This window comes from Nocardia ignorata NBRC 108230 (genome assembly GCF_001612905.1).
Classification (GTDB): domain Bacteria; phylum Actinomycetota; class Actinomycetes; order Mycobacteriales; family Mycobacteriaceae; genus Nocardia; species Nocardia ignorata.
In genome coordinates, this window is record NZ_BDBI01000031.1 from 141,740 (window position 1) to 168,448 (window position 26,709).

Annotated in this window: 25 protein-coding genes and 1 tRNA gene; 11 read left to right on the forward strand and 15 right to left on the reverse strand. The window is 68.3% G+C overall.

Features of this window, described 5'->3' with window-relative positions; genetic code table 11:
- Positions 1-10: 10 nt before the first annotated feature.
- The 3 genes from NI2_RS25325 to NI2_RS25335 are packed head-to-tail and all read right to left on the reverse strand — an operon-like array spanning position 11 to position 3,161.
- Positions 11-361, reverse strand: a complete 351-nt coding sequence (locus NI2_RS25325; protein ID WP_067495311.1) for a metallopeptidase family protein — start codon at positions 359-361, stop codon at positions 11-13.
- Positions 358-1,422: a septum formation family protein gene (locus NI2_RS25330; RefSeq protein WP_067495314.1), complete on the reverse strand. Its 1,065-nt coding sequence runs from the start codon at positions 1,420-1,422 to the stop codon at positions 358-360. Before NI2_RS25330 ends, NI2_RS25325 begins: the two co-directional genes overlap by 4 nt.
- A 41-nt stretch (positions 1,423-1,463) precedes the next feature.
- Positions 1,464-3,161: an aldehyde dehydrogenase family protein gene (locus tag NI2_RS25335; RefSeq protein WP_067495317.1), complete on the reverse strand. Its 1,698-nt coding sequence runs from the start codon at positions 3,159-3,161 to the stop codon at positions 1,464-1,466.
- Between the two features lie 80 nt (positions 3,162-3,241).
- Here NI2_RS25335 and serS point away from each other — a divergent pair, with 80 nt between their 5' ends.
- The 7 genes from serS (at position 3,242) to NI2_RS25370 (ending at position 10,547) form a co-directional block, all read left to right on the forward strand.
- Positions 3,242-4,498, forward strand: a complete 1,257-nt coding sequence (gene serS, locus NI2_RS25340; protein WP_067495320.1) for a serine--tRNA ligase — start codon at positions 3,242-3,244, stop codon at positions 4,496-4,498.
- Between the two features lie 78 nt (positions 4,499-4,576).
- Positions 4,577-6,394, forward strand: a complete 1,818-nt coding sequence (locus NI2_RS25345) for a putative bifunctional diguanylate cyclase/phosphodiesterase (RefSeq protein ID WP_243750033.1) — start codon at positions 4,577-4,579, stop codon at positions 6,392-6,394.
- 29 nt (positions 6,395-6,423) lie between these two features.
- Positions 6,424-6,717 (forward strand): type II toxin-antitoxin system Phd/YefM family antitoxin, encoded by a 294-nt coding sequence (locus NI2_RS25350; RefSeq protein WP_067495328.1) that lies wholly within the window; start codon positions 6,424-6,426, stop codon positions 6,715-6,717.
- On the forward strand, positions 6,714-6,974 hold the full coding sequence (locus tag NI2_RS25355; protein WP_067495331.1) for a Txe/YoeB family addiction module toxin: 261 nt from the start codon (positions 6,714-6,716) through the stop codon (positions 6,972-6,974). Before NI2_RS25350 ends, NI2_RS25355 begins: the two co-directional genes overlap by 4 nt.
- 96 nt (positions 6,975-7,070) lie before the next feature.
- Positions 7,071-8,342 (forward strand): MFS transporter, encoded by a 1,272-nt coding sequence (locus tag NI2_RS25360; RefSeq protein WP_307658080.1) that lies wholly within the window; start codon positions 7,071-7,073, stop codon positions 8,340-8,342.
- A gap of 3 nt (positions 8,343-8,345) precedes the next feature.
- Entirely contained in the window at positions 8,346-9,386 is a 1,041-nt protein-coding gene (locus tag NI2_RS25365; protein WP_243750032.1) for a DMT family transporter, read from the forward strand.
- Between the two features lie 114 nt (positions 9,387-9,500).
- The gene (locus NI2_RS25370; protein ID WP_067495339.1) at positions 9,501-10,547 is read left to right on the forward strand and encodes a Gfo/Idh/MocA family protein; all 1,047 of its coding nucleotides are present in this window, start codon (positions 9,501-9,503) and stop codon (positions 10,545-10,547) included.
- A 67-nt stretch (positions 10,548-10,614) separates the two neighbouring features.
- Here NI2_RS25370 and NI2_RS25375 read toward each other — a convergent pair whose 3' ends face one another.
- Both NI2_RS25375 and NI2_RS25380 read right to left on the reverse strand, forming a co-directional pair.
- Entirely contained in the window at positions 10,615-12,150 is a 1,536-nt protein-coding gene (locus NI2_RS25375) for a Rieske 2Fe-2S domain-containing protein (RefSeq protein ID WP_067495342.1), read from the reverse strand.
- Between the two features lie 114 nt (positions 12,151-12,264).
- Positions 12,265-13,152 (reverse strand): hypothetical protein, encoded by an 888-nt coding sequence (locus NI2_RS25380; protein ID WP_243750031.1) that lies wholly within the window; start codon positions 13,150-13,152, stop codon positions 12,265-12,267.
- Between the two features lie 65 nt (positions 13,153-13,217).
- Between NI2_RS25380 and NI2_RS25385 the strand changes: the two genes are divergently transcribed.
- Entirely contained in the window at positions 13,218-13,976 is a 759-nt protein-coding gene (locus NI2_RS25385; protein WP_067495346.1) for a lysophospholipid acyltransferase family protein, read from the forward strand.
- Here the strand turns inward: NI2_RS25385 and NI2_RS25390 are convergent.
- Positions 13,973-14,761, reverse strand: a complete 789-nt coding sequence (locus tag NI2_RS25390) for a helix-turn-helix domain-containing protein (protein WP_067495354.1) — start codon at positions 14,759-14,761, stop codon at positions 13,973-13,975. The two genes, NI2_RS25385 and NI2_RS25390, sit on opposite strands and share 4 nt — an antisense overlap.
- 85 nt (positions 14,762-14,846) lie before the next feature.
- Between NI2_RS25390 and NI2_RS25395 the strand changes: the two genes are divergently transcribed.
- On the forward strand, positions 14,847-15,701 hold the full coding sequence (locus NI2_RS25395) for an NAD(P)H-binding protein (RefSeq protein WP_067495357.1): 855 nt from the start codon (positions 14,847-14,849) through the stop codon (positions 15,699-15,701).
- A gap of 46 nt (positions 15,702-15,747) precedes the next feature.
- On the opposite strand, the gene NI2_RS25400 is transcribed toward NI2_RS25395, so the two are convergent.
- Positions 15,748-16,164 (reverse strand): hypothetical protein, encoded by a 417-nt coding sequence (locus NI2_RS25400; RefSeq protein WP_067495360.1) that lies wholly within the window; start codon positions 16,162-16,164, stop codon positions 15,748-15,750.
- A gap of 222 nt (positions 16,165-16,386) precedes the next feature.
- Between NI2_RS25400 and NI2_RS25405 the strand changes: the two genes are divergently transcribed.
- A tRNA-Gly gene (locus NI2_RS25405) sits at positions 16,387-16,459 on the forward strand.
- Positions 16,460-16,497: 38 nt separating this feature from the next.
- Here NI2_RS25405 and NI2_RS25410 read toward each other — a convergent pair.
- Together NI2_RS25410 and NI2_RS25415 are read right to left on the reverse strand one after the other, a co-directional pair.
- Complete coding sequence (locus NI2_RS25410; protein ID WP_067495362.1) at positions 16,498-17,910, reverse strand: lipase maturation factor family protein; 1,413 nt, start codon at positions 17,908-17,910, stop codon at positions 16,498-16,500.
- Between the two features lie 34 nt (positions 17,911-17,944).
- On the reverse strand, positions 17,945-18,589 hold the full coding sequence (locus NI2_RS25415; RefSeq protein WP_067495367.1) for a histone deacetylase: 645 nt from the start codon (positions 18,587-18,589) through the stop codon (positions 17,945-17,947).
- A 334-nt stretch (positions 18,590-18,923) separates the two neighbouring features.
- Between NI2_RS25415 and NI2_RS34010 the strand changes: the two genes are divergently transcribed.
- A complete protein-coding gene (locus NI2_RS34010; protein ID WP_067495371.1) occupies positions 18,924-19,622 on the forward strand; it encodes a DUF6636 domain-containing protein in 699 nt (232 codons plus the stop codon).
- A 110-nt stretch (positions 19,623-19,732) separates the two neighbouring features.
- On the opposite strand, the gene NI2_RS25425 is transcribed toward NI2_RS34010, so the two are convergent.
- The 6 genes from NI2_RS25425 to NI2_RS25450 form a co-directional block, all read right to left on the reverse strand.
- Positions 19,733-20,404, reverse strand: coding sequence for a MerR family transcriptional regulator (locus tag NI2_RS25425; RefSeq protein ID WP_243750030.1), 672 nt, complete (start codon positions 20,402-20,404; stop codon positions 19,733-19,735).
- Positions 20,405-20,408: 4 nt separating this feature from the next.
- A complete protein-coding gene (locus tag NI2_RS25430) occupies positions 20,409-21,548 on the reverse strand; it encodes a serine hydrolase domain-containing protein (RefSeq protein ID WP_067495373.1) in 1,140 nt (379 codons plus the stop codon).
- A 141-nt stretch (positions 21,549-21,689) separates the two neighbouring features.
- Positions 21,690-23,939: a heavy metal translocating P-type ATPase gene (locus NI2_RS25435; protein WP_067495375.1), complete on the reverse strand. Its 2,250-nt coding sequence runs from the start codon at positions 23,937-23,939 to the stop codon at positions 21,690-21,692.
- 56 nt (positions 23,940-23,995) lie between these two features.
- Positions 23,996-24,925, reverse strand: coding sequence for a DUF8832 domain-containing protein (locus tag NI2_RS25440; RefSeq protein WP_067495377.1), 930 nt, complete (start codon positions 24,923-24,925; stop codon positions 23,996-23,998).
- 20 nt (positions 24,926-24,945) lie between these two features.
- Complete coding sequence (locus NI2_RS25445) at positions 24,946-25,146, reverse strand: heavy-metal-associated domain-containing protein (protein WP_067495493.1); 201 nt, start codon at positions 25,144-25,146, stop codon at positions 24,946-24,948.
- A gap of 52 nt (positions 25,147-25,198) precedes the next feature.
- Entirely contained in the window at positions 25,199-26,614 is a 1,416-nt protein-coding gene (locus NI2_RS25450) for an MFS transporter (RefSeq protein ID WP_067495380.1), read from the reverse strand.
- Positions 26,615-26,709: the final 95 nt, after the last annotated feature.

Below are 26,709 nucleotides of genomic sequence, written 5' to 3' on the forward strand. Positions count from 1 at the left end.
CCCAACTTCGCTAGCCCCATCCCAGCTCATGTAGCCGGTCGTCGTCAATCCCGAAATAGTGTGCTATTTCGTGGATCACGGTGATCGCGACCTCCTCGACCACCTCGTCGTCACTGCTACAGATGTCGAGAATAGCCTCCCGATAGATGGTTACGGTATCGGGAAGCGAACCCGCGTAGTAACTGTCGCGTTCGGTGAGGGCGACGCCGTGGTAGAGACCGAGCAGCGATGGCTCCTCGTCGTTACGTGCCTCCACCAGCACAACGACGTTGTCGATCGCCCCGGTGAGCTCGGGTGGGATGAGGTCGAGCGCGTCGCCGACCAGCTCCTCGAACCGGTCGGGCGACATCCGTTCGGTCATCGCGGTTGTGGCTGCGGCGGCAGCGGTGCGGCGCCCGGCAGTGGGGCCGGGGTGGAGCGGCCGGTGTTGGGCGGCGGAACCGGAGCCTGTCCGTCGATCAGGATTTCCCCGCGCGCCGAACCGACGATCGGCGCGAAACCCTCACGGTCGGCGCCCTTTCCGAGCCAGCAGTCGAGTTGTCTGCTGCCGGCGAGCCAACTGGTCGGTTCGAGATAATCGAAGAACAGCGTGAGCGTCTTGTTGCGGATCGCGTCGGGACTGCCGAGGTATTCGGTGGACAACCGATTGCATTCGGCCTCGACGAACTTGTCCTGATCGGCCTCCGAGGGTGGTCCACCGGTGAAGTTCTTCCCCAGGTCGACGTTGCCGACGATCTCGACGGCGTGCGGTTGCGCGCAGTCCACCGGGTCGGTCGGGAGGTTCTGGTTGATGCCGAGGCAGGTGCCGACGGCGTGCACCTTCGACTGGTCGCCCTGGGTCGCCGAACCGGTCGAGGCCGGACTGGCCGACGTGGCGGCCACCTGCAGACCGCACCGCAGCGTGCGGTCACCGTGCTGCCAGCCCGCCGGGCTCGGCGACATCACGTTCACCATGTACTTGCCGCGCGGATCGAACCGCCCACCGAGGTAGCGCTGCACCGCGGGCACGCAGTGCTCGTCGCGCAGCTCGGTCATCCGCAGCGAGTCCGGGTGCCGGGTGCCGTCGCCGAACTCGCGGCCGGGGTAGGCCTTCAGGTCGACGACACCGGCCACCTCGAACAGGTGCTGGTCGGCGCAGTTCACTTTCAGCAGGTCGCTGCGGTCGGGCTTGCCCCAGGTCAGGCAGTCGCCCTCGTTGGCGCTGCTGAATTCCTTGTCCCTGACCACGGGCGCGGCACCGGGCTGGTGTGCCTCCACCTTGTCGGATTCGAAACCGGTCACCGTCATCGTGACCAGCGCCGCGAGCACCGCGCCGAGCGCGCCGATCAGCAGTCCCCACCGCAGTTTCGTCGCCGACAGATGCAGCGGACCGGCGCCGCGTTCAGCGGTTTTCTCGGCCGGGTCGCTCTGATGATCGGACACGACGGCGATTGTATGGGAGCCGATCGGCGCGGCGGGCGGGCTCAGCCGCGCAGGGCCGAGACGAAGATGCCGGGCAGTCTGCGCAGCTTGCCGTCACCGTAGAAGCCGGTGAGCTTGCGACCGGTGGCCGCGGCGGTCTTGTTGGCGACGAACCACGGCGGTTTCGGGGTGGTGGCGAATTCGCCCGCGAACAGCGATCGGGGCGCCGGGCGGAACGGTCCGCGCACCACCGTGCGTTCGACGTCGTCGAGCAGGAAGGCGTTGTGGACGACGCCGATGCCGCTCTGGATGTCGTCGATGGTGTGCCCGGGGAAAGCGCCCCAGCTCGCACGTGGCGTCAGGAACGCCAGACCGGTCCACGAGTTGATCGCGACGGTGCCGTAGCGCAGGTTCGCCACGGCCGTGTCGAAGGCGTCGCCGAGTTCGCTGATGCTCGTCGGATGCGCGAGCAGGTTGGCGCCGAGGGTGCCCATCAACTCGTCGTTGGCGAAATCGACCGCCTTGTCGAGGAATTCCGCGCCCGTGCCGGGCAGTTCGACCACGCCGAGGACGGGGGAGAAGTACTCGGTGCGCAGCAGTGGGGTGCCGGTCATCGGCAGGTTCTCGACGAGGACGCGGCCGTTGGCACGCCCGGCGTCGGGGTAGCTGGTCAGCGCGCCCTCGACGCGGGTGTCGCTGCCGGGGTAGTAGGCGGTGCGGACGGGGGCGTTGTCGATGGCGGCGCGCAGTTCGGTGAGGAACTGGTCCTTCTGGTCCCAATCGGCGCTGAGCACGACCGTCTGCGCGGCCACACAGTTGTAGCCGCCGTTGTGCAGGCGCATCGTCGCCACGTGCTCGGCCTGGAACTTCAGGTCGGCCTTGTTCCACTTGCCCGGCACGATGATGCACGGCGCCACGCCGCCGAGTTCGCTGGTGATCGGCTTGGTCAGCGCGGGCTCGCCGGCCTGCTTGCGGCGCTGCGCGTCCTCGCCGACACCCCACACGATCGCGTCGTGGGTCGGCGCGCCGCCGGTCATGTGCACGTGGTCGACCTTCGGATGGTTCACCAGGTAACCGCCCTCGGGCGCGCCGCCGGTGAGGATGCGTACCACGCCGAGCTCGATGAACGGCGCGAACACCGCCTGGAACACCGGCAGCAGCGGATCGGTGATCGGGTTGAGCTTGAGCGCGACCACCCGGTTGTTGGCGTAGAGCTCGTAGAGGGTGTCCAGCGGCGCGATGGACATGATGTTGCCCGCGCCGAGCACCGCGCCGACACCGTTGGTCTGCTTCGGATCACGCTGTGCCAGACCGGCTTTGCGCCGCGCGGTGGCCGCGTCGACACCGGGACGCAACCACACCTCGGCGCTGAACCCGTTGAGCAGCAGCCAGTCGTAGAAGCCGTGTGGCAGCGCGGGCACGCTCACCCGGCCGCCAGGAGCGGTACCGAGGTCGACGCCGTCGATCGGGCTCGCGCCACGCTCGAGCGCCGCCAGCGACTCGCTCAGCGCCTTGGCGCTCGCCAGCAGCGTCATCGGGCCCGACATCCACTCCTCACCGAGCAGGGGGCTGTCGGCGTCGAGTTTCTTGATGGTCCTTGCCGCGGCCACCCACGACTCGGCGTCGCGTGCGGTGAGCGCGTGCAGCTCGTCGAGCAGCTCGCGGCGGCGGCGCAGATCGGTCGCGGCCCAGGTTTTCGCCCCCTCGGTGAGATCGTCGAGCGCGGTATCGATGACGGCGGTGTCGAAAGTGGTACTCACCCCGCAACTATGCCCCCGTCCGGGCACGTTGGCATAGGCCGAAATTCTGAGGATCGCGTAAACAACTAGGCTGTTTTCTCATGATCGACCTCCGATTCCTGCGCGAGAACCCGGAAGCCGTCCGTGCCTCGCAGCGGGCCCGCGGTGAGGACCCCGCGCTCGTCGACGCCCTGCTCGAAGCCGACGCTGCCCGCCGCGCCGCCGTCGCCACCGCCGACTCCCTGCGTGCCGAACACAAGGCCATGGGCAAGGTGATCGGCAAGGCGAGCAAGGAAGAACGTCCCGCGCTGCTGGCCGCCGCCACCGACATGTCGGCCAAGGTCAAAGAGGCCGAGCACGCCCAGAGCGCGGCCGACGCCGATCTCGACGCCGCACATCGCGCCATCTCCAATGTCGTGCAGGAAGGTGCGCCCGCGGGCGGCGAAGACGACTACGTCGTGCTCGAAACAGTCGGCACCCCAGCGCAATTCGACTTCGAGCCGAAGGACCATCTGGAACTCGGCGAGTCGCTGGGCCTGATCGACATGGAACGCGGCGCCAAGGTGTCGGGCTCGCGGTTCTACTTCCTCACCGGTCACGGCGCGCTGCTGCAACTCGGTCTGCTGCAATTGGCGGCGCAGCGGGCGGTGGCCAACGGCTTCACCATGATGATCCCGCCGGTGCTGGTGCGCCCGGAGATCATGGCCGGTACCGGGTTCCTCGGTCAGCACTCGGACGAGATCTACCACCTCGAGGACGACGACCTGTACCTGGTCGGCACCTCGGAGGTGCCGCTGGCTGGGTACCACGCCGACGAGATCCTCGACCTGAGCGCGGGCCCGAAGCGGTACGCGGGCTGGTCGTCGTGCTTCCGTCGCGAGGCGGGCAGCTACGGCAAGGACACCCGCGGCATCATCCGCGTGCACCAGTTCGACAAGGTGGAGATGTTCGTCTACACCACCCCCGACCAGGCCGCCGAAGAGCACCAGCGCCTGCTCGCCTGGGAACGCGAGATGCTCGCCGCGATCGACGTGCCCTACCGGGTGATCGACGTGGCCGCGGGCGACCTCGGCAGCTCGGCCGCGCGCAAGTTCGACTGCGAGGCGTGGGTGCCCACCCAGCAGACCTACCGCGAGCTCACCTCCACCTCCAACTGCACGACCTTCCAGGCGCGCAGGCTCTCGGTCCGCTACCGCGACGAGAACGGAAAAGCCCAGATCGCGGCGACCTTGAACGGCACGCTCGCGACCACCCGCTGGATCGTGGCGATCCTCGAGAACCACCAGCAGGCCGACGGTTCGGTCCGGGTGCCCGAGGCGCTGGTGCCCTTCGTCGGCACCGACGTTTTGACACCGTAGAGCTTTCCACTGTTTGCTGGTCAGGCATTTGTGTGATGTGGCAAACATCGGAACCGAACAACATCTAGGCTGGTGCTCGTGCGAGGAATCGGGGCGCGCGGCGATACCCGAACCCGGGTGCGGGCGGCATCGGCGTTGGCGACGGCAAAAGTCATGGCCAGGACAACGGGGGCGTTCTACGTTCTCGGCGGTGTCCTCGGCCTGACCATCACTGCCGTAGCGCCGGGCGACGACGGCAACAGACTGCTGGTCGGCACCGCCGCCGCGGTCGCGCTGCTGCTCGGTCTGACGCTGCTGGCCTGGGGCCCGCGCATGCCGCACGCGCTGCACCACCTCTACCTGGCGACCGCGACCGTGCTGGTCACCATCGCGGTGCATTCGTTCCCGAACCTCGTCGGCGGGATCACGCTCGCGTCGTTCTATGTCTTCATCGCCTGCGACGCGGCACTGTTCTTCGCCTGGCCACAGGCCGCCGCGCACATCGGTCTCGCGATGGTGCTGTGCCTGTGGGTGCTGCCCGATCGCGGGCTGCCGTGGTGGTCGGGCCTGATCCCCGCCGGGGTCACTTTCGGGGCCGGGGTGGTGGTCGGCATCCTCACCCGCATGGCGTCCGACGCCGATATCGACGTACTCACCGGCCTGCTCAACCGGCGCGGCTTCGAAAAGCAGCTCAACCCGGCGATCGACGCGGCCGGACGCGGCGGGCAGGGCCTGTCGCTGGTGCTGGTCGACCTCGACCGTTTCCAGAAGATCAACGACCACCTCGGTCACCGCGCCGGCGACGCCGTTCTGCAGCGCGTGGCCGACACCTGGCTCGACCTGCTCGCCCCCGACCAGGTGCTCGCCCGCTTCGGCGGCGACGTATTCGCGCTGCTGCTGCCCGGCACCACCGAGCAGGCCGCGATCCTGCTCACCGAACAGCTGCGTGCGGCGGTGACCATGGGCTGTTCGGCCGGTGTCACGTCGTGGCAGCCGGGCGAGTCGGGCTCGCTGCTGATCAGCCGTGCCGATGTGGGGCTGTACCGGGCCAAGCAGGCCGGACGCAACCGCACGGTGCTCGAATCGTCGCGGCAGTTGCCGCTCGCGGTCGAGCTGCGCGAGGCCATCGACACCGGCGCCCTCGACGTGCACTATCAGCCGATCGTCAGCCTCACCGAGGACGGCGGTCAGGCCGTCGGTGTCGAAGCATTGCTGCGCTGGTCGTCCAACGCGCAGCCCGAGGTCACCACCGAAGGCCTCATCCGGGTCGCCGAGGAATACGACCTCATCTCCGACCTGGACGAACTGGTGTTGCGCCGCGCCTGCGCCGACGCCGCTCGCCTGCAGGAGAGCTTCGCCTCCCTGAATCTGACACTGAACGTGAACGTCTCCAGCCTGGAACTGGCCGAAACCGACTACGCCGAACGGGTCGCCACCATCCTCAACGACACCGGTTGGCCCGCCGACCAACTCGTGCTCGAGGTGACCGAAAGCGAACTGGCCGCCGAATCCCAGACGGCCATCGCCAACCTGCACACCCTGCGCGACCGAGGCGTGCGCATCGCCATCGACGACTTCGGCACCGGCTACTCCTCACTGAGCCGCCTGGCGACCATCCCCAGCGACATCCTGAAGGTCGACCAGTCCTTCGTCGCCGCCATCCGCTCCGATTCCCCCGCCCCGCCCCTACTCGGCGTCATCGCCGCCCTCAGCAAGTCCCTCGACCTGCAGGTCATCGCCGAGGGCGTGGAAACCGAATACCAGGCCGCCGTCCTCACCGAACTCGGCTTCGCCCTTGCCCAGGGCTACCACTACAGCGACTCCCACCCGGTCTCCGACCTCATCAACGACCTCAACACCCCCCACTCCGACGACGACGATTCCCTCGCCGCCAACGGCTGGATCCCTCTCGGCTGATCTGTACAGAATTCCTGTACAGTGATTTCATGAGGCAGATCAGCTACACCGAAGCCCGCGCGACATTGGCGAGTGTGCTGGACGCCGCCACCGATGACCTCGAAGAGGTCGTTGTCACCCGCGCGGGGCACGACGCGGCCGTCGTCGTTTCACTACGGGAGTACGAGGCGCTCAAGGAAACTGCGCATCTACTGGGCACTCCCGCGAATGCACGGCACCTGCAACGCGGGCTGGAAGAGTTCGCGGCGGGTGGCTTCGCTCCGCAGGCGCGCCTCGATGTTCCCGATGGTGATGCAACCGGTGACTCGGCCGGTGTCGCGTGAAGCTGGAGTTCTTCTCCGAAGCCTGGGCGGACTATGTCTGGACAGTCGCCAATGACCGTGCTGCCGCTCGCAAGATCAACCGCCTGTTGGACGACATCGCGACCAATGGTCAAGCCGATGGGATCGGCAAGCCGGAGCCACTGCTGCACAGTCTTTCGGGCTGGTGGTCGCGCCGGATCACGCAGGAACATCGGTTGGTCTATCGGGTCGACGGCGGTGTGATCCGGATCTTGTCGTGCCGTCATCACTACGAATAACTGCTTGACGGGTGGTTGGCGCCGGCGAACGATGGACGCATGCGGATGCTCATCTACGGCTGTTGACCTTTCTCGCTGTGTAGGCGCCTGGCGGCGGTGGTGAGTCGTGCGCCGGGCAGCGTGCGTGGGCTCGGGGTTCGCGCGGTGGTGTTCAAGGGCTCGCGGGATCTGCTGCCCATCTACGCGCTCTACGGTGTGCTTTTCGCTGATCACGGGCTCGGGACCGCGCAGATCTCGTTGCTGCTCGCGCTGTGGTCGGTGACGGCGTTCCTGCTGGAGGTGCCGTCCGGGGCGTGGGCGGACACGGTGTCGCGGCGCGGTCTGCTCGTGTTCAGCGCCGTGCTGCAGGCAGCCGGGTTCACGATCTGGATGGTCGCTCCCTCGTTCGCCGGGTTCGCGGTGGGGTTCGTCGTGTGGGGGATCGCCGGTGCGCTGGAATCGGGCACGTTCGAGGCGTTGATCTACGACGACCTGGTGGCGCGAGGGGAAACCGCCCAGTACGCGCGCATCATGGGCTGGGCGCGGGCCGCGCAGGAGTCGACCGTTCTCATCGCGATCGTCGCGGCCGCACCGCTTTTCGCGTGGGGTGGGTACGGCCTGGTCGGCTGGGTGAGCGTCGGCGTCGGTGTGGTCCACACCGTCACCGCGCTGGCACTGCCCCGGGCACCGGTGGCCATTTCGGCCACGGAAGTCGATGCGCTGGAAGACGAACGGACGCCACCTCCCGGAGTCACCACACCACCGGGCGTTGTCGAGGCGGATCGACCGGTACGCAAGCGCTATGTGGCGATGCTCCGGACCGGGATCGCCGAGTCGATGCATGTGCGACGAGTGCGCCGCGGCGTGCTGCTCGGCGCACTTCTCTACGGCGTCACCGCTTTCGACGAATACTTCGGCCTGCTCGCCGTTTCCGGCGGTGCCTCGCCCGCCACCTCCGCCTTGCTCGTCGGCGTGACCGTCGCGGGTTCGCTGGCCGGTTCGCTGTTGGCGGGGCGCACCGAGTCCGCGCCCGCGCGGCTGGTCGGAGTCGCCCTGTTCGTCGCGGGGCTTCTGTTCATCGCCGGTGCGTTGGCTGTCGGAGCAGGTCTGCTGTGGATCGGATTCCTCGGGATCGCCGTGGCGTACGGGATCGACTTCAATGCCGAGGTCGTCGCCGGCGCGCGCCTGCAGGATGCGATCGAAGGGCGCGCCCGGGCAACGGTCACCTCGGTGGTCGGCTTGCTGTCGGAGGTGGTGGCGTTGGCGGTCTTCGGTGTCGTTGCCGCTGCTACACAGTGGGTTTCGATGTCTGTGGCGATCGCCGGGTTGGGAGTGGTGTTGTTGGCGGCCGGGCTGGTCGCACCGAGTTGGTTGCCGGGACGGAAATGATCGTTGGCAACCCGGCCGAGTACGGATCGCCACCGAGCCGCCGTCGGTTCGCGCGTCGGTAGTGTCGAAAGCTACGACGGCGGAAAGGGCGGAGTGGTCGGACGCAACGGTCTCGGAGCGATCTTCGGGTTCTGCATAGGCGGCGGTGTCGCGGTGCAGGGACGGATCAACGGGGCACTCGGAGCGGAACTCGGCGACGGTGTCGCGGCCGCCACGATCAGTTTCGGAATCGGTCTGCTGGCCCTGCTGATCGCCTTCGCGGTCAGCCCGACCCTGCGATCGGGCCTCGGCTCCGTCCGCACCGCCACAACTGACGGCAGCCTGCGCCCCTGGTACCTCTTGGGCGGCGTGTGCGGTGCGTTCTTCGTCGCGAGCCAGGGCCTCACCATTGCCGCCATCGGCGTCACCGCCTTCACCGTCGCCGTCGTCGCAGGCCAGCTCCTCAGCAGCCTCGTCGTCGACCGGGTAGGTCTCGCACCGAACGGCCGGACACCGATCACCTGGTGGCGGGTGCTGGCCGCCGGCCTCGGCATCATCGGTGTCGTCCTCGCGGCGAGCGGCCGCGACGCCCCCGCCCCCGCTGACACCGGTGTCCCCGACTACCTGCTCATCGCCCTACCTGCCCTCGCGGGCATCGGCCTGGCCTGGCAGCAGGCGGTCAACGGCCGCGTCGGCGCAGTCGGCGGTCCCTTCCCCGCCACCCTCGTCAACTTCACCGTCGGCCTGATCGCCCTCTGCCTCTTCGACACCTACACCCTCCTCACCAAGGGCCTCCCCACCCAATTCCCCACCACCCCCTGGCTCTACCTAGGCGGCCTGATCGGCGTAGCCTTCATCGCCCTGGCCGCGATCACCGTCAGCATGATCGGCGTCCTCCTCCTCGGCCTCACCTCGGTAGCAGGCCAACTCGTCGCCGCCCTCCTCCTCGACACCGCCGACGGCCGCCTGGCGCCCTCGGCCCTCCTGAGCTGCGCGATCGTCCTGGTCGCGGTGATCATGGCGAGCCGCGCCAGCACCTCGTCAGCCGACGATCCCCGCAGCTGACCAACCGTTGTCACGGCGGGCGCTGTACATTCCTGCGCCGGGCCGTGGAGAAACTACCGAAGCGGTGAACGAGGAGGGGATACTCGGGCGGGGATCGTCGACGGAAGGGTCGGGATGGATCAGCTCGGGGTTGCGGTTGTCGGGTTCGGGTTGGCGGGGGCGGTGTTTCATGCGCCGTTGATCGCGGCGGAGCCGAGGATGCGGGTGGCGGCGGTGGTGACGTCGTCGGCGGAGCGGGCCGCGCAGGCGCGGGCGCAGCATCCGGGGGTGCGGGTGTGGGAGAGCGCGGAGGAGATGTTCGCCGAGGCCGACGATGTGGATCTGGCGGTGATCGCGACACCGAATCGGACGCATGCGGAGCTGGCGGTGAAGGCTTTGGTCGCGGGGTTGCCGGTGGTGGTCGACAAACCGTTCGCGGTGAAGTCGGCCGATGCCGAGGAGGTGGTCACCGTCGCCGAGCGGGCGGGGCTGCCGCTGAGCGTTTTCCAGAACCGCCGCTGGGACAACGACTTCCTGACCGTGCGGGCGTTGATGGACGGCGGTGAGCTCGGTGAGGTGCGCCGGTTCGAGTCGCGGTTCGAGCGGTGGCGGCCGGTGTCGAAAGGTGGCTGGCGTGAGGTCGGCTCCGCCGAGGACGGGGCGGGGATCCTGTTCGATCTGGGCAGCCACCTGGTGGATCAGGCACTCACCCTGTTCGGCCCGGTCACCGAGGTGTACGCCGAACTCGACCAGCGCCGCCCGGACGTGCAGGCCGACGACGACGCCTTCATCGCCCTCACCCACGCCTCCGGCGTCCGCTCGCACCTGTGGATGAGTGCCGTCGCGCCCCAACTGGGTCCGCGTATGCGAGTCCTCGGCTCCACCAACGCCTACACCGTCTCGGGCCTCGACCCACAGGAAGACGACCTGCGTGCCGGCCGCCGCCCGGACGACGGGAACCCGTGGGGCACAGTCACTCCCGACAAATGGGGCACCTTCGGTGCAGGCGGGGACCTGAAGACGATTCCCACCCTCCCCGGTGACTATCCGGCCTTCTACGCCCAGATGGCCGCCGCCCTACTGGACGACGCCCCGGTTCCGGTCGAGCCCCACGACGCCGTGGAAACCCTGCGCATCCTCGAATACGCCCGCCACGTCGCCACTCCACCCGAAGACGACTGATCCCACCCACCCGGCAAGCCGACGGCCGGCCCACGGCGGGGGCTGTGTCGGGTGGTCGCCGCCCGGATCAGAGCTTGGCGGAACGCAGTTCGTGCCCCTTGGACGTCTTGCAGCGCCCCGACTCCAGGTCCCACTGCCACCCGTGCAGGTTGCAGGTGAGGTTGTTGCCTTCCACCACACCGAATTTCGACAGGTCGGCCTTGAGGTGCGGGCAGCGGCGCTGCACTTCCCAGCCGTCGAGTTCGATGGTGGCCGAGTCGTCGTGCGCCTCGGCGAACCAGCCGTCGGCGTAGGCGATGCGCTCGTCGGTGAGGCACTTGAAGAAGGTGTAGAGGAATTCGTTGTAGCCGCCGATACGCCACGCCTGGAAGCGGGTGGACAGGAAGATCGTGTTCACCCAGTCCGGTTCGTCGTCGCGCAGCACGGTGCGCACCAGTTCGGGGGCGATACGGAAGCCGTAGCGGTAGCGCCCCTCGCCTTCGATGGGCTCGCGCACGGTGCGCTGCGGGAAGTCCAGGACGATGGTTTCCTCGCCGAGCACCAGGCCCACGGGGTAGCCGATGCCGTCGCTGATGAGCGCGCTCTGCTTCATGATCGGCTCGAACAGCTCGCGCAGCGGCTCGAGCAGCGAACCCTCGCCGTGCTCCCACGTCGCCTTCTCAGCGGCGAGCACGGGTGCGAAGCGTTCGGCCATGTCGGCGATGTAGGCGGCCTTGTCGCCGTAGATGCGCTGCGGGTCGAAGGGGTGGGTGAGGTCGAGTTCGGCACCGCGCACGTCGGCGACGGAACCGGGGATCATCAGGATTCCGCCCTTGTTGCCGTGGATCTCCATCTGCTCGAGAAACACGATCTGGTCGGGGAAGATGTTGCCCTCGTCGCCGCGGTCGTCGTTGAGGCAGCGCAGTTCGTCGTCGAGGAACACCGGCGGACCGGCCGAGGGCACCACCCAGGTGGCGCCGACCTGCTCGATGTAGGAACGGGCCCGGTCCATGCCGCGCTGACGCTTCTGCTTGCCGAAGTTGGCCTTGGTGCGCGCGGGGATGTCGTAGACGGCCGGGTACCAGATGGCGCCCGAGTACTGCAGCAGGTGAATGTCGATGTGCCCGAACGCGTCGTGGATCACGTCCATGTCGACGGGGCGGGCGTCGTTCATGTTGAAGCAGGTGGTCTCGCCGTCGGAGACGAGGATGCCCGAGTCGCCGATAGGGCCGTCGGCGGGTGCCCGCAGCGCGACGATCATGATGTCGAGCGAACCCTTCGGCCCGGTGACGGTGTGCTTGACCGAGTCCTCGGTCTCGAAGAACTCGGTGAAGCCGAGCGCCTCGAGTTCGCGGCGCAGATCCGGCACCGGGTAGTCGGGCAGCAGGACCGTCGCGTTCTTGTTGACGTGCTCGCGCAGCAGTGCGGCGTCGAAGTGGTCGCGGTGCAGGTGCGAGACGTAGAGGTAGTCGACGTCGCCGAGCGCCGCCCAGTCCAGGCCGGTGTTGTCCGGGAACGGGAACCACGACGCGAAGTAGGCGGGGTTCACCCACGGGTCGCACAGGATGGTCCCGGCCTCGGTTCGGATGTGGAAGCCAGCATGTCCGACACTGGTGATCTGCACGAGCTATGTCCTCCTACCAGGATCTGATTCGCCGACGCACCGGGCTCGACCTGGTGACGCGAGCCGCCGCCGAGCTCTGACCACTGCGGCGGCACCAGCCAACAAGGGTAGTGGCTAAACCGTTACATCACCGATGCAGTAGCCCTCGGGGGTCGAGACGACGGTGAATGTGCGCGTCCTGGTGCCCCCGGGGGAGGTGGTCACCGGGACCTGAACCGCCAGGTAATCCCCCTGAACTCGTTCGGATGATAGCTCTTGGTCGGCGAAGGAGGTGACATTGCCTACTTTGCCCGAGTCGGTGGCCAGCGGGGGTGCTGTGGGGTTGCCGGTGCCCTGTGGGTCCCAGGTGGCCGGGCTCGCCGCGCAGGTCAGGGGGTGTATCTGTTCGGTGTCGTCCGAGTTGAGAGGTTTGCCCGTTGCGCGGGCCAGGTAACGGCGGACGGTGTGACGCGCGTCGGCCTCGTCGTAACCCGGCTCGACACCGGCGGCGAACACCCGGCCGCAGGCGTAGCCGGTGGCGATGTCACGCTGCTCCACGGTGATCGTCGTCGTCGCGTTGCGCCAGGTGACGGTGTCGGCGGTCGCGGTGCCCGGCCTGCTCAGGGCGGCGAGGATCGACTGCGGGTCGACGTACATGTCGGCGACGGTGCGCGGCGGGATGGTCCAGCACTTGTCCTGTAGCTCGGTGACCGTCGCCGAGCGCAGGTCGGCGGCCCAGCGGCGCACGGCGGTCACGGCATCCGGGTTCCCCGCCACCGCACCGACCTGCGGTGTGTCGGCGGGGAGCGGCTCGGTGGTCGGTACCGGTGTGGTCGCGGCCTCGGTGGCGGTCGAAGACGCGGCGGCTGCCGAGGTGCTGGTGGCAGGCGCGACCACCGGTTCGTCGCCCGGAATGCCCGATACCGAGTCGCAGCCGGCGATCAGCGCGGCGGCGGTCAGGCCCGCGGCCAGCGCACTCGCGCGACGGGTCGGAGCAAACGGGGGCAGCTGAGCGCGTTGCACTTCGACGTTCCTCATTCCTTGGCCGGGTGCCGGAAGCGGCGATCTGCGACTACGCTAGCTGAATTGTGGAACCCGTCTACCGGTCGATCATCGGCCTGGCCCGAACCGTCTTCTTCCTCGAAGGTCTGAAGTTCACCGTCAAGGGGGCCGAAAACATCCCCGCGACAGGTGGTGCCGTGGTGGCGATCAACCACACCGGCTACATGGACTTCACCTACGCCGGCCTGCCCGCGCGCACCCCCAAGCGCTACATCAGGTTCATGGCGAAGGCGGAGGTGTTCGACAACAAGATCTCCGGCCCGATCATGCGCGCCCTCAAACACATTCCGGTCGACCGCACCGCGGGCGCCGACTCCTACAAGGCGGCGGTGAAGTACCTGCGCGACGGCGAACTCGTCGGCGTGTATCCCGAGGCGACCATCAGCCGCAGCTTCGAGATCAAGGAATTCAAGTCCGGCGCGGCCCGCATGGCGCTCGAGGCCGACGTGCCGATCATCCCGATCGTCATCTGGGGCGCCCAGCGCGTGTGGACCAAGGGCTTCCCGAAGCGCCTGGGCCGCACCAACACCCCGATCTCCATCGCCGTCGGCAAGCCGATCAAGCCCTACGAACCCGTCGGCGACCTGACCGCCGAGCTGCGCGGGACCATGCAGGCCATGCTCGCCGACCTGCAGAAGGACTACGAACACGAGCCCGGCGCCTACTGGGTGCCCAAGCGCCTCGGTGGCAGCGCTCCCTCGCTGGAGGAGGCCACCGCTCTCGACAACGCCGAGGCCGCCGAGCGGTTGGCCCGCAAGGCCGAGCGGGCGAAGCCCGAGAACTAGGCGGGCGACCGGCAACGCATCGGTGGTGGCAGCTCGCCGCGCAGGTAGGCGGCGGGCGGCACACCCATCAGGGTCCGGAAGTCGGCCGTGAGGTGGGACTGGTCGTAGTAGCCGGTCGCCGCCGCGAGGTCCGACCACGGCGCCTTGCCCGCGGCTGTGAGGACGCGCCGTACGCGGTCGATCCTAACGAAATGCCTGGGCGACAACCCGATTCCGGCGGCGAAGAGCGAGCGCAGCTGGCGTTCGCTGACCGCGAGCCGGGTGGCGAGGTCGGCGACGGTCGGTGCCGCCCCGACCTCGGAGATCGCCTCGCGCAGCACTATCCGGTGCGCCCGCTCGGTTGCGCTTTCCGAAACAGCCTGCGGCAGCCTGACTCCCAGGTGCTTGATCGCCTCGGCGGTCGACAGGTGGGTCAGGGAGTCGGTGATCGTGGCGAGCGGCCCGGGCAGCTCGGCGAGGGAGACCACGCGATCGGTTAGCTCGGCGGCCGACACCCCGAGCAGCTGACCGGTGGTCCCCGGCGCCAGACGCAGTCGCACGCAGCCGCCGGGCCGCTCGGCCTGGGAGTACGCCGCCTTCGTCTGCGCGCCGATGACGAAAGCCGCCCTGCGACCCGAGGATTCGGTGCGCACGACCACCGTTGTCGAGGTGACGGGCGGATGGGCGAACGGTTGAGTGATGTCGTGACGCGTAGGCGTCGCGGTGAGTTCCGTGAGCCACGGTCGCAGCGAATCCGGGGTCGGGACCCGTGTCTCGATCCGGCCCGGGGTCAGGTACCTGCTCACACCGTCAACAGTAGGTGTCCGCGCAGCGACTGTCCGTGCCGATTTTTCCTATCCGCGCACCGGGTCGGGCCGACATGCTCGACGCATGATTCTGATCACCGGTGCCACCGGCACCATCGGTAGAGCCCTGGTTTCCCAGCTCGCCGCCGACGGCGTCGCGGTCCGCGCCACCACCCGTGACCCGCAGAACGCGACCTTCCCTGCCGGGGTGGAGGCGGTGGGCGTCGACTACCGCGACCCGGCCACGTTCGCCCCCGCGATGGCCGGAGTCCAGGCCGCTTTCCTCAACGGCCTGCCCGGTCCGGACGACACCGGTGTCGACGCCGCCCTGGTCGAGGCCGCGCGCGTAGCCGGAGTGCGCCGCGTGGTGAAACTGTCCATCATCGGCGCGGGCGACCCACGCCTCGGCGCGCCGGGCGGCTGGCATGTGCCCGGCGAGGACGCGGTGCGCGACTCCGGCCTGGAATGGACGATCCTGCGCCCCAACACTTTCGCCTCCAATACGCTCAGCTGGGCCCAGCCGCTGAGCACGGGGCAGCCGGTGCCGAACCTCACCGGTGACGGCAGGCAGGCGGTCGTCGACCCACGCGATGTCGCCGCGGTAGCCGCTGTCGCCCTGCGCACCGGCGACCACCACGGTCGGACCTACACACTCACCGGTCCCACCCTGCAGACCGCGCGTGAGCAGGCCGCCGTGCTGGCCGCGGTGCTCGGTCGCCCGATCGCCGTCACCGATATCGCCGAGGACGACGCACCGGAGTTCATGCGGTCGGCGGGACTGTCGCCCGCGTTCGTCGAAGCGGCTTCGCAGGGCCAGTCCTTCATCCGGCACGGCCACAACGAGCTCGTCACCGACGACATCGCCGCCGTGCTCGGCCGCCCACCCCGCGACTACGCCGAATGGGCCGCCGACCACCGCACGGCCTTCACCGAGCATTGATCCGTGTCGGGCCCGCAAGCGGTGCTCCGGACCCGATACCCCCCGATCAGTTCATGCTCAGCACCCACGAGCCGTTGCAGCCCCAACTGGTGTTGCGTTTGGCGTCGTAGGTCCAGACGGGGTTGATCGGTGGGTTCACCCGCACATGCCACCGGCCCGACGGCGACTTCACGGCGTTGCCCTCGCGGGTGACGATCTTGACGTCGTCGTGGCCGAACGACCAGGAGCCCCGGCTGGTCGGGTAGTCCAACCGCATGCGGACCCGGCCGCCGGTGTGGTTCTGCACCACCAGGCAGGAACCGGGGTGGTTGATGTCGATGGCGTAGTCGCTGAAACCCTCCTCGCCGCCGTTGTCGGTGGTGTCGACGAAGCCGACGGCATCGGTGATGTCGGCGTTCGCGGGGCCGGCGACCATGACGGTCGTCACAGCCACGGCGGCGGTGAGCAGTCCGAGAGTCTTCAATCCCTTACCTCCCCTGAGTGGCGGCAATGGTTGCCGACCTGCGAATAAGCCTCCCGCGCAACGGCTTCCGCATTCTTATCGCGGGCTTAACGGTGTGCCCGATCGCCGGGGCGGCGGACCGTCCGAGCGGCGGTCAAGGGGGCCTGATTTCGTGTTTCGGGGGAGGGCACGCTAAAGTTCCTTCTCGCACCACGAGGCCCGGATCGGGCCGAGGACGTGCACGCGGATGTAGCGCAGCTGGTAGCGCATCACCTTGCCAAGGTGAGGGTCGCGAGTTCGAATCTCGTCATCCGCTCAACGAAAGCCCGGCCTGGATGCCGGGCTTTTCTGCTGTCAGTACCGGTTCAGGCGGTCACGCGTGAGTGGCGGCAGGAACTCGCCGATGAGTGTGCGGCGCCACCAGATTCGCTGCCCGAACAGTTCGGCCGGGGTGCTGAACTCGTATTCGTAGAGGTGGGCACGCACATAGTGCGGTGGGGCGTCGGGGAACGGATTGGGACCGAGCAGGCGCAGGGTGTCGGGGTCGTTGCGCAGTAGCCGCGCGGCCAGCGGCAGCGCCCACGAGCGGGCGTAGGCGGGCGAGATCGCGGCGAACCACATCAGCCAGTCCAGGCGCAGGTGGTAGGGCGCGAACTGGCGTGGCATGCGACGCGGGTCGCCCGGTTTGCCTTTGAACGCGTATTCGCGCCACACCGTGTCGTCGGTGAGGTGGGTGCCGTCGGTGCCCTCCAGCACGATCTCGTAGCGGGTCCGGCCGATCGACCCGAACGCGCCATAGGTGTTGACCAGGTGCAACGGGTCGAAGGAGGCGTTCATCTGCTGATTCGGCGAGAGCATATTGCGCACCGGCCGGTAGCTCGCCACCACCACGAGGGCCACGTAGGCGACGCAGACGCCGACGAACCAACCCGGCGCAGCGGGCGTGGACTGTCCGCCGGGCAATGACAGCGCGGTGGCGGCCAGCAGCAATGTCACCCAGTTCAACCAGGCGAAATTGCCCGACAGCACAAGCCACAGCTGGGTGACGATGACGATCGCCGCCGCGATACTCGCCACCGGCTGCGGCGCGAACAGCCCGAACGGCACGATGAGCTGGGCGAAGTGATTGGCCGCCACCTCCACCTTGTGCAGCGGTTTGGGTAGGTGATGGAAGAACCAGCTCAGCGGACCGGGCATCGGCTGGGTTTCGTGGTGGTAGTACAGGCAGGTCAGGTCGCGCCAGCACGGATCGCCGCGCAACTTGATCAGTCCGGCACCGAACTCCACCCGGAACAACAGCCACCGCGCGGCCAGCAGCACGAGCAGCGGCGGGGCGATGGTGTCGTTGCCGAGGAATATCGCCAGGAAACCGGCCTCGAGCAGCAGTGATTCCCAGCCGAAGCCGTACCACAGCTGACCGACGTTGACGATCGACAGATAGAGCACCCACAGCGCGAACCACAGCAGCACGGCCGCCCACAGCGGCACCGCGTCGGCCAGACCCGCCGCCACCGCGACCGCGAGCACCACCCCCGTCCACGACACGGCGGCGAACAGCCGATCCGAATAGCGCAGATGGAACAGGCTCGGTGACTGCCGCCACGACGAGCGTTCGAGGAAGCGGGGAATCGGCAGCATGCCGCGTTCGCCGAGCAGGGCCCGGAACTGGAGTGCGGCGGTCAGGAAGGCGACGGCATAGATCACCGCCAGGCCGCGCTGGAAGATCAGCCTGCCGTACCAGTATTCCGGTGCCGCGAACCACTGCATGCGCTCGCTCCTGGGAGATCGGCCCTTCGGTGGACTACCCGGTGTCGTGCGTCGATAACAGGGCGGCGCGCAGTTCGCGCTCGTCCCATTGTCCGGCGACACCGGGTCGCGTCCGCAGGTAATCGACGATCCGGTCGGTGTCCCAGCCCTGACCTTCGCGCAGCCCCGCCCCGATCATGGCGAGATATCGGGCCGAAGGGCGCTGTAGCTCAACGGCTTCCGGTAACCAAGGGGCCGTGAACGTCAGGATCGGCACGTCGTCCTCGTCACCGAGATGGACAACGGTTTCGTAGCGTCCCGGTCCGAAGCGGACCCGTCCCTGTTCGACGACCCGTGACACGTCGAATCCGCGGCCGGGCGTGCGGTACATCTCCTGGTCGAGCATGTCGGCGAACTGGTCGAGGGTGAGCAGATACCCCCTGGCGACGGCATCGGTCGGCCAGCCCGGTGCGGTCTGGTCGGTGTAGAAGGCGACGCCGCCGGTCCATACCGGACTCTGCCAGGCGAAATACACGGTGCCGGGCACGGTGAGTGCGCTTGTCTTCGCGGGCGGGGTGGGGTCGCGAAAGCCCGCGTAGAGGTGGTCGGTGCCGGGTGGAGTTCCACCGAGGCGGTAGTAGTCGAAGCGGGCCGCGCACATGTTGGAGCCGTATGCCGCGTACCAGATGTGTAGCGTCACAGGCTCATTCCTGGCAGGTCTCGGTTCGGAACACCGAAGAAACGGATTGATCCACCCCCTCGATTGTCCCTGTGAGAGCGGGAGAACCGAAGGCCGCAAAAATCTAGAACGATTGGTCGAAATACTGCCGCTGGGCACTCGCTGGCGACAGCCCGCCGAGGAAAGCGTGGGATCAACAACATGCCGAGATGTACCGGAATCCCTGCAACGACAACGTGAGAGCGGATGTCGATCCGGAAGGTCAGAGGGTTCGTGACCGCTCGGCTGTAACGACCAACCCCATCATCAACGAATGACCATTCGGTCGGGAAAGCTAACGAGCGGAGATGTTTTCATGCGTACTGTCCTCATGGTGGCAGCTGTTGTGGCATTGACCGGAGGGCTCACCGCTTGCGGCGCGGAGTCGGGTTCGAGCCTGCCGAGCACTACCACTCAGCACTCGGCCACCTATTCGTCGGACGCACCGAGCACTGCCCAGCCGTCCAGCGCACCTGATGCCGGTTCATCCGACGCGAGCTCACCGGGGGCGACTTCGCCTGGCGCGGGTTCGCCGGGCGCCGGTAACCCTGACACCGAGGCGCCGGATACCCCGAAACCGTCGACCGCCCCGGCCCCGGACAAGAACGGCTTCACCACGGTCGACGCGGCCAAATACCTGCTCGACGGCGGCTACTACTTCCAATCACCCACCGGGAACATCATGTGCGGCATCCTCACCGCCGCCCCGTACGGTGTCGGCTGCCAGCTGGGCAAGGCGAATATCATCTCGCCGAAGCTGCCGAACTGCACCGACGCGCCCAACCGCAAGGTCGCCGCACACCTCTATCAGGGCAAGTCGGAGCTCCTGTGCACCAGCCAGGGCATCTTCGTCGGTATCCCGCAGGACGGCTCACCCGCCGGCGGCGCGGTCCTGAACTACGGCCAGTCCGTCACCGTCAACGGCTACACCTGCGACTCCTCATCGCAGGGCGTCCGCTGTATGGCCGACGGCCATGGTTTCGCGATCTCGGCCGACGACCAGCACGCCTTCTGAGCGCCGCGTTACCTCGGGATGTGGATGCCCGCCGCGCGCAGCTTCGTCTCGACGAGGGCGCCGAGCACGCCTGCGGTGGAGGTGGGTTCGTGGCCGTGGTGGGCGATGAGCTAGTAGCGGGTGGCCGCCTCGGTGCGGGCTTGCATACCGGTCACGATTCGCAGATGCGCCGGGTTGGCGAGGTAGTGCTCGATCATCTCGTTGGCGAGATTCTCGATGCGGGGATCGTCGGGTGCCCAAGCCGCGGCCTCGACACCACGCCGCAGCAGGGCGACGAAGTTCGGGTCCTCGATGGCGTTCTCGACGTCGGTGAGGTAGTCGTCGAACCCGTCGGGGACCAAGGCCCGCGCCAGCACCCAGCCCTCCCTGGTCGCAGCGACCTCGGCCTCGGGAAAACCGAGGCTCGGCATCCGTTCCAGCATCGCGACCGCGCGGTCGGGCAGCAGGGCTCGATTGCCGTCGCTGAGCCGGTGCAGCGTGTCGCGCCGGGCGGTGAGCTCCTCGATGCGCTCGGTGAGCTGACGTCCGACCTCGGCCAGGGCGGTGGCGAACTGGTCGGCGTCGGCGTCGAGCAAGGGTTCGATGTCGGCCAGCGGCACCCCGGCGGCGGCCAGCGTCCGCACCTGGACCAGCCGCAACAGTTCGGCCGAGCCGTACCGCCGGTACCCGGCGCTGTCCCGTTTGGGCTCGGTGACCAGGCCGAGCTTGTGATAGTGCCGCACCGTCTTCACCGTGACACCGACGAACGCCGCCGCCTGCCCGATCGTCACCCCGTTCCGCATGCGCTCAGCTTGCCTTGTCCGACAGAGCGTTTCCCGGTTCACCGCCGAACACCGCGTCGACCAGCGTCTTCTGCGTGACCTGGAAGACCGGCGCCAGTGTCATCTCCGCGTCGTCGACGAAGGTCAGGTACGCGGTCATGGTCACGCTCGCGTCGGGGGTGCTGTACATCAGTGTCGCGTAACCGGCGATCCCGCCGTTGTGGGTGATCAAGGTGGCGCCGCCCTCGGTTTCCTGCACGAACACCCCGAGCCCGTAGGGCATGCCGGGGATCCCGGTGTCGTGGGTGCGCAGCATCTCGGCCAGCAGCGGTTCGGGCAGCAGCGTGCCGTCGAGCAGGGCGCGGATGAAGGTGTGCAGGTCGGCGGTGGTCGAGATCATGTCGCCGCCGGTGCAGACCCAGGACGGGTTGTGCAGGGTGACGTCGACGGTGTGCTGCTCGCCGCCGTCGCTGTAGCGGTAGTAGGCGTGCGGGTGCGGTTCGGGCAGATCCGTCGAGGCGCCGGGCAGCACGGTGTCGGTCATGCCGAGCGGGCCGAAGATCAGGCGCTGCGCCTCCTCGGCGAGCGAGCGGCCGGTGACCTGCTCGACCAGCAACCGGGCGATGATGTAGTTGGTGTTCGAATAGCTCCAGCCGGTCCCCGGCTCGAATCGCGCAGGCTTCGAGAGGGCGAGGTTCGCCAGGTCCTCCGGTCGGTAGGTCTCGAACCGCTTGTCGACCCACTCCTTGCCCGCGATGGTGGAGGGCACGCCGGGCACGATGGTGCCGTCCTCGTACAGCTCGCCGGTGATATTGAAGATTCCGCTGGTGTGCTGCAACAGCATTCGGACGGTGACCCGTTCGTCGAGTGCGTAGTCGGGCAGGTAGCCGATCGCCGGTGCGTCCAGCTCGATCCGGCCCTCGGCGACCAGCCGAAGCACGATGGCGGCGGTGAAAGTCTTGGTGTTGCTGCCGATTCGGACGTGACCGTCGACGGGCGGCGGTGTGGTGGCGCCGAGTTCGCTCACCCCGGCGCTGCCCACCCACTCGCCGTGGCGGTCGTGCACCCGCAGTGACGCACCGACGAAACCGTTGTCGACGATGCGCTCGATGAGTTCCTGGAGTTCCGGACGGTCCTGAGTGGCTGGGGTGTTCGTGTTCGACATGGTGATCGCTCCTGTTCGCGTGATCGGCTTTCCGCCGCTGCGACCAAGGCTCCACCCTGACCTTGGGTCAACCGCAAGAGTGATCTGGATCACCGAAAGAGCGGGGCGGCAAGGTAACTGCCGCCCCGCTCTTTCCGCGCGCTACTGCGCGGTCGACTTGAACCGACGCAACCGCAGGCTGTTGCTCACCACGAAGACCGAGCTGAACGCCATCGCGGCACCGGCAAGCATCGGGTTGAGCAGGCCCGCCATGGCCAGCGGGATCGCGGCAACGTTGTAGGCGAAAGCCCAGAACAGGTTGCCCTTGATGGTGGCAAGGGTGCGGCGCGAGAGGCGGATCGCGTCGGCCGCGGCCCGCAGGTCACCACGCACCAGGGTGAGGTCGGCGGCCTCGATGGCCACGTCGGTTCCCGTGCCCATCGACAGGCCGAGATCGGCCTGAGCCAGGGCGGGTGCGTCGTTCACGCCGTCACCGACCATGGCGACGACCTTGCCCTCGGCCTGCAACCGCTTGACCGTTTCCACCTTGTCCTGCGGCAGCACCTCGGCGATCACCTGTTCGATGCCCACCTCGGCGGCGATGGCGTTCGCCGCGCGGGCGTTGTCGCCGGTGAGCAGGATCGGGGTGAGGCCGAGCCGGCGGAACTGCGAGATGGCCTGTGCGGAGGTCGGTTTCACCGCGTCGGCGACCACGAGCACGCCGCGTGCCTTGCCGTCCCAGCCGATCGCCACGGCGGTCTTACCCGTCGATTCCGCGTCGGCCATGGCGGCGGCGAGGTCGTCACCGAGGGGCTGCGACCAGTCGGCCAGCAGTCGGGCCCGGCCCACGATCACGGCGTGACCGTCGACGACACCCTGCACGCCGAGACCCTCGATATTGGCGAAACCCTCCACCTGGGGCAGCGTTCCGGCATCGCGTGCGGCCTTGGCGATCGCCTGGGCGATCGGGTGCTCCGAGGAATCCTCCAGCGCACCGGCCAGTTCCAGCACGCGGGCCTTGTCCTCACCCTCGGCGGGGATCACGTCGAGCAGGGTCATCTTGCCGGTGGTGACGGTGCCGGTCTTGTCCAGCACGATGGTGTCGACCTTGCGGGTCGATTCCAGCATCTCGGGGCCCTTGATGAGGATGCCGAGCTGCGCGCCGCGTCCGGTGCCGACCATCAGTGCGGTCGGGGTGGCCAGGCCGAGGGCGCACGGGCAGGCGATGATGAGCACCGCGACTCCGGCGGTGAAGGCGGCGGCGATGGAACCGCCGGTGCCCAGCCAGAACCCGAGGGTGGCGACGGCCAGCGCGATGACGATCGGGACGAAGATGCCCGAGATCTTGTCGGCCAGGCGCTGGGCCTGCGCCTTGCCGGTCTGGGCGTCCTCGACCATCTGCGCCATCTGGGCGAGCTGGGTGTCGGAGCCGATTCTGGTGGCGCGCACCAGGAGTCGTCCACCGACGTTCACGGTCGCACCGGTGACGGTGTCGTCCACGCCGACCTCCACCGGCACCGATTCGCCGGTGAGCATGGAGGCGTCGACGGCCGAGGAACCCTCGGTCACCACACCATCGGTGGCGATCTTCTCACCGGGGCGGACGACGAACACGTCACCGACGGCCAACTGCTCCACCGGGATTCGTGTCTCCACACCGCCCCGCACCACGGCCACGTCCTTGGCGCCCAGCTCGAGCAGCGCCTTCAGCGCGGCACCGGCGCGGCGCTTGGACCTGGCCTCGAAGTAGCGTCCGGCCAGGATGAACGTGGTGACGCCCGCGGCGGCCTCGAGGTAGATGCTGCCGGTGCCGTCCATCCGGGCGATGGTGAATTCGAACGGGTGCGTCATACCCGGTGTGCCCGCGGTGCCCCAGAACAGTGCGTACAGCGACCATCCGAACGCGGCGAGCGTGCCCATCGACACCAGGGTGTCCATGGTCGCGGTGCCGTGCTTGAGGTTGGTCCAGGCCGCCTTGTGGAACGGCAGCGCGCCCCAGATCACGACCGGCGCGGCCAGGGTGAGCGAGAGCCACTGCCAGTTGGTGAACTGCAGAGCGGGGATCATCGCCATCGCGATCACCGGGACGGTGAGCACCAGCGACACCAGCAGGCGGGTGCGCAGCGATGCGGTCGGGTCGTCCTCGGTGGGCGCGTCGGTGGTCTCGGGCTGCTTCGGGGCGGGCAGTGCCGCGGTGTAGCCGGCCTGCTCGACGGTGGCGATGAGGTCCTCGGGGGACACGTCACCGGTGACATCCACGCGCGCCTTCTCGGTGGCGTAGTTGACGGTCGCGGTGACGCCATCGAGCTTGTTGAGCTTCTTCTCGATGCGGTTCGCGCAGGAAGCGCAGGTCATGCCACCGATCACCAGTTCTACCTGGCCGGTGCCCGGTGGGTGTGTCACGGCGGTCATGGGATGCTCCGATCGTTTCCTGATATCGATTCTTGCTGAAGGTTTGCGGGTGGTGCTCAGTGGCCGTGGCTGGGGGTGCCGTGGTCGGCCGGTGCGCTGGTCGGTGCGGGAGTGCTCGCATCCGACTGGGCGACGCGCAGGGTGAACTCGGCGGTGCGGACCACGCCCTGGTGCTGGAAGTCGAGGAACAGGCGGTAGTCGCCCGCGCTCGGTGCGTTCACCACGAAGTCGATGCCGGGACCGGCCGGTGTCACGCCGTCGCCGGGCGTGCCTTCGGGGTGAACGTGCAGGTAGGCGAGGTCGGCGGCGCGCAGGGCGACCAGGTGACCGTAGGCGCCGAGGTAGGGCTGCAGGTCGGTGACCGGCGTGCCGTCGCGGCTCACCGACAGCGTGACCTTCGAGGACTGGCCCGGAGCCACGGTTCCGTTCAGCGCGACGGTGTACTCGCCGACCTTGGCGGTGGCCGCCGGTGCGGGCAGCGCCTGGACGTCGTAGTTGCCCGCCACGCGCAGGTCGGCACCGAGGGTCAGGTTCGACCCGCCCGCCGGGGTGAAGTCGGCGAACACCCGGTAGTCACCCGCCCGGCTCAGGTTCAGCGGCACCGACCAGGTGCCCGCGGCGTCGAGCACCGGGTGGACGTGCTGGAAGGCGGCCATGTCGCGGCGGACCACGATCAGGTGCAGGTCTTTGTCGTGGCTGGTCTGGTACTCGGTGAGCGGTGCGCCGCTCGCGTCGAGGATGCGGAACGAGACGGGCGTCTGTGCCGCGCTCTTCACGACCGTTGTGTCGAGCGCCAGCGTGTAGCCCTGGTCGGTGACCAGCAGGCCACCGGGCAGGTCGTCGGCCGGTGCCGCCGCCGAGTGCTCGCCGTGCCCGGCCGGAGCCTGGGTGGGCTCCGGACCGACCAGGGCGCCGACACCCAGAGCGATCCCGAAGACCGCCGCGAGGCCGAGGGTGAATCCGGCGAACTTGCCTGTTGCGTTCATCGGGATGCTCCGTTTCGGTTTCAGTCTGCGAGCTGGAAGCCGGCGGCGGTGACGGCGTCGGCGAGGGTGGTGCGGTCGGGGGCGGCGCCTTCGATGGTCACCGAGCCTGCGGCCAGGTCGACCTCGACGCCGGTGACGCCGGGCAGGGCGCCGACCTTGTCGCGCACCTTGTTGGTGCAGCAGCCGCAGGTCATGCCGGTGACGGTCACGGTGGTGCTCATGATGTTCTCCTCTGTCGTCGTCATAGTTACCATACCCCCCTAGGGTAAGCTGTCAAACCTGGGCGGGGGTCTTGTCCTCGGCGGGGCTGCGCAGGGTCGCCGCCGCGATGCCCGCGCCGACGAGAGCCAGCAGGCCCGCGCCGAGGAAGGCGGCGGAGTAGCCGTCGGTGAGTGCCGTCGGATCGCTCAGTTCACCCGCGCCGAACGCGGCCGCCACCGCCGTCATCGCGGCCAGGCCGAGCGCCGAACCCACCTGGTAGCTGACATTGACGATGCCCGAGGCGAGCCCGCCCTCCTCCGGTCGCGCCGCCGAGATAGCGGTGCCGAGCGAGGGGATGAACGCCAGCGACATACCGCCCGCGGCCACCAGCGAGGCCGGCAGCACGTCGACCCAGAAATTGCCGGTGGGGCGAACCAGCGACATGATGCCCAGGCCGAGACCGAGCACCACCAGGCCGGTCACGATCATCGGCTTGGCGCCGAACCGCTGCATCGCCTTCGGGGCGAGCACGACCATGCCGAGCATGATGAGCGTCGTCATCGGCAGCAGCGCCGCGCCCGAGGGGAACGCGCTGTAGCCGAGTACCTGCTGCAGGTACAGGTTGAGGAAGAACCACATCGGCACCCACGCGGCGGCCAGCGCGAACTGGGCGAAGTTGGCGGCGGCCAGGTTCGGTGCGCGGAAGATGCTCAGCCGCATCAGCGGTTCCGAGCGGCGCGACTGGATGGCGACGAAGCCGGCGAGCAAGGCGGCGGCCACGGCGAGCACACCCCAGGTCTGCCCGGATGCCCAGCCGACCTCCGGCGCCTGCACGATGGCGTACACGGCCGCGGCCAGACCGGCTGTCACAGTGACGGATCCGGCGAGGTCGATGGATCCCTTACGGGCGGGCGCGGCGGGCATCAACAGCGGAACCGCGATCAGCGCGAGCACGGCGATCGGGATGTTGATGTAGAAAACCCAAGGCCAGCTCACATATTCGGTGATGACGCCACCCAGGAACACGCCCGCCGTACCGCCTGCCGGCGCAGCCGCGCCGTACACCGCGAGTGCCTTGGTGAGTTCCTGTGGCGTACCGCCGAACAACATCATCAGCAGCGTGAGCGCCGACGGTGCGATCAGCGCCGAACCGGCTCCCTGGATCGCGCGACCGGCCAGCTCGACGCCGACCGAGCCCGCGGCACCGGCGATCACCGAACCGACGGCCAGCACCAGCCAGCCGGCCCCGAACACCCTGCGGGCGCCGAACAGGTCCGACAGCCGTCCGCCGAGCAGGAGCAGACCGCCGAAGGCGATCACGTAGGCATTGAAGACCCAGGTGAGATTTCCGGGGGTGAAGCCGAGTTCGGCCTGCATCTTGGGCAGCGCGATCCCGATGATCGAGGTGTCCATGATGACCATGAATTGCGCGGCGGCGATCACTGCCAGCGCCCACCATCTGCGGGTGGATTGCGATTGCGTAGTCACGACTTTCGTCCTTTCGAGCGGAGTGCGTCTCGTGGACGATACCTTACCCCCCTAGGGTATGAATGTGTCAAGAGTGGATTCGCTCGAACGGAGAA

What these genes read in the sequence shown, in the direction of transcription:
- NI2_RS25325 (WP_067495311.1), bottom strand. Translation starts at nt 361, where the DNA reads ATGACCGAACGGATGTCGCCCGACCGGTTCGAGGAGCTGGTCGGCGAC.
- serS (WP_067495320.1), top strand. Translation starts at nt 3,242, where the DNA reads ATGATCGACCTCCGATTCCTGCGCGAGAACCCGGAAGCCGTCCGTGCC.
- NI2_RS25350 (WP_067495328.1), top strand. Translation starts at nt 6,424, where the DNA reads ATGAGGCAGATCAGCTACACCGAAGCCCGCGCGACATTGGCGAGTGTG.
- NI2_RS25370 (WP_067495339.1), top strand. Translation starts at nt 9,501, where the DNA reads ATGGATCAGCTCGGGGTTGCGGTTGTCGGGTTCGGGTTGGCGGGGGCG.
- NI2_RS25395 (WP_067495357.1), top strand. Translation starts at nt 14,847, where the DNA reads ATGATTCTGATCACCGGTGCCACCGGCACCATCGGTAGAGCCCTGGTT.
- NI2_RS25410 (WP_067495362.1), bottom strand. Translation starts at nt 17,910, where the DNA reads ATGCAGTGGTTCGCGGCACCGGAATACTGGTACGGCAGGCTGATCTTC.
- NI2_RS34010 (WP_067495371.1), top strand. Translation starts at nt 18,924, where the DNA reads ATGCGTACTGTCCTCATGGTGGCAGCTGTTGTGGCATTGACCGGAGGG.
- NI2_RS25425 (WP_243750030.1), bottom strand. Translation starts at nt 20,404, where the DNA reads ATGCGGAACGGGGTGACGATCGGGCAGGCGGCGGCGTTCGTCGGTGTC.
- NI2_RS25430 (WP_067495373.1), bottom strand. Translation starts at nt 21,548, where the DNA reads ATGTCGAACACGAACACCCCAGCCACTCAGGACCGTCCGGAACTCCAG.
- NI2_RS25435 (WP_067495375.1), bottom strand. Translation starts at nt 23,939, where the DNA reads ATGACCGCCGTGACACACCCACCGGGCACCGGCCAGGTAGAACTGGTG.
- NI2_RS25440 (WP_067495377.1), bottom strand. Translation starts at nt 24,925, where the DNA reads ATGAACGCAACAGGCAAGTTCGCCGGATTCACCCTCGGCCTCGCGGCG.
- NI2_RS25445 (WP_067495493.1), bottom strand. Translation starts at nt 25,146, where the DNA reads ATGAGCACCACCGTGACCGTCACCGGCATGACCTGCGGCTGCTGCACC.